The following is a 1,944-nucleotide window of genomic DNA, read 5'->3' on the forward strand; positions in this document are numbered from 1 at the left end:
AACTGCCAGGTCTTTCACCTGACTGGCCTTCTGGATGCGTTTTCTGAGCCTGTCTTTCGTAAAGTCGTCACGAAGTATTTGGAAGAGGGATCCCCCAACATCATTTTGGATTTGACCGGGATTGATTTTGTGGATAGCTCCGGCGTAGGTGCCTTGGTGCAGTTGGCCAAGCTGGTGCAAAGCCATTCGGGTATTTTCCAAGTGGTGAGCAATGCGCGGGTTACGCAAACCGTGAAACTGGTGCGATTGGAGAAATTTCTCTCGTTGCGTAGCTCTTTACAAGAAGCCCTGGATTACCTGACAGCAGCAGGCACCGACAATGCAGAACCTGCCTAGGCTTGTCATTCCCTTAGGTTGCTGAAGTTGGAATGGGACTGGGAACCTTCTGGGGCATCAGTGCTGGAGCCGGGGATCCCGATTGGCTGACGGTTAAGGGAGCCAAGCTCCTCCGCTCTGTGAAGTGGGTGGCTTGTCCTCAAAATTCCTCCGGTCAACCGGGCTTGGCTTTTCAAATCGTTCGCCCCTGGCTGCAACCGGAACACATCCTCATCCCTTTGCACTTGCCCTTTGTGACCCAGCCGGATCAACTGCAAGCTGCCTGGAGGGCTGCCGCCGAGCAATTGGCTCCACCCCTGGAACAGGGAGAAGATGTCGCCTTTGTCTGCGAGGGGGATGTTGGCCTCTACAGCACCTTTGCCTATGTTGCCCGGGCCCTGCAAGCGCGGATCCCCAACTTATCCGTTCAGGCGATTCCAGGGGTAGCTTCTCCTCTGGCTGCCGCTGCCCTACTGGGATCCCCGTTGGTGCTTGGGTCGGAAAAACTGGCGATTTTGCCCGCCCTGTTTGCCCTCAAGGATTTGGAGCAGGCGTGCGCCTGGGCAGAGGTGGTGGTGCTGATGAAAGTGGCCCCGGTTTACCCCCAAGTCTGGCAGTGGTTGGCAGAAAAGTCCTGGCTCAATCGGGCCAGCTTGGTGGTCTGGGCCGGCTGGCCTCAGCAAGTCATCTTTCCCACCCTGGAAAGGCTAGCGAACTACCAGCCCCCCTACTTTTCCCTGCTGATTCTGCGTTCCCAGACCCGGAATTAAGATTTTCTTAACCCTGAAAACAGGCTGTAGCTGGATTGAGTTTTCTATGATGAATGCAAAGAGCCCTTTTCTAGCGGTGTACGACTGAAGCTAGAGGATAGCTGTAGGGGATTTCCTTGCATTTGACCTAAATTTGGAATTAAGCTGGCTTGTTTTTCTGAAGAGAAACAGGCCTTTTGTGCTGGGAAAAAGGCAAGGGATCCAACTCCGAGAGCCGCTAAAATCACTTTGAAACCACTATGATGAAACGAGATAAAAAGGATAATTAAAGGAATGATCTGACCTGTTAAGAACAGTTACTAGCCATTGTATAGAGGTTAGCTGCAGGTTAAATTATAGATGTGGTGATTCAAGGAAGGGGGATAACATCTCAGCTTCATCTCAAACGCGAGACACCACTCTGCGCTTTGGTCAAACCCAAAATTCTCTGTCGGCCAACGCTTTGATCCAAACTTCCGATCCGTTGCGACGACAGACTTGCCCAGAACGTGACTGTCTCGCCAACCAGGGCATCTGGTACCTGCAACAGGTTTTCCTCTGAATGGGACATGGGAGCTAAATCAGATAGCAGTTGGGTTTGTTGCAATGAGCCGCTTTGGATAAGAGATCGCTCCATCCCGTGATAACAAGCGGTTGTGCCAGTTCAATAAACTCGATCGGCTATTTCGAGTCTCCGTTCATGATCGATATAACAATTGGAAAGCCGATGATCGGGTTCAGGTGCCCTCAACCTGCAGACTCTGGTGAATCGGGATCTGTGCTCAGTGTGGTAAGAGCTGCGGGCTTTAGCAATTCATGGTTCCACTCTCGCCTTGAGGAGGTTTCTATGTTTGCTTTTCTCTCAAAGATTGCTAGAGCA

2 protein-coding genes are annotated in these 1,944 nt (G+C 51.7%); both read left to right on the top strand.

What is annotated here, in order from left to right; genetic code table 11:
* On the top strand, positions 1 to 336 hold a 336-nt coding region (locus tag JX360_RS16475; protein WP_244353125.1), incomplete at its 5' end, for an STAS domain-containing protein.
* Positions 337 to 368: 32 nt separating this feature from the next.
* The gene (locus JX360_RS16480; protein WP_244353127.1) at positions 369 to 1,085 is read left to right on the top strand and encodes a precorrin-2 C(20)-methyltransferase; all 717 of its coding nucleotides are present in this window, start codon (positions 369 to 371) and stop codon (positions 1,083 to 1,085) included.
* The last annotated feature ends 859 nt before the right edge of the window (positions 1,086 to 1,944 follow it).

This window comes from Thermostichus vulcanus str. 'Rupite' (assembly GCF_022848905.1).
GTDB classification, from domain to species: domain Bacteria; phylum Cyanobacteriota; class Cyanobacteriia; order Thermostichales; family Thermostichaceae; genus Thermostichus; species Thermostichus vulcanus_A.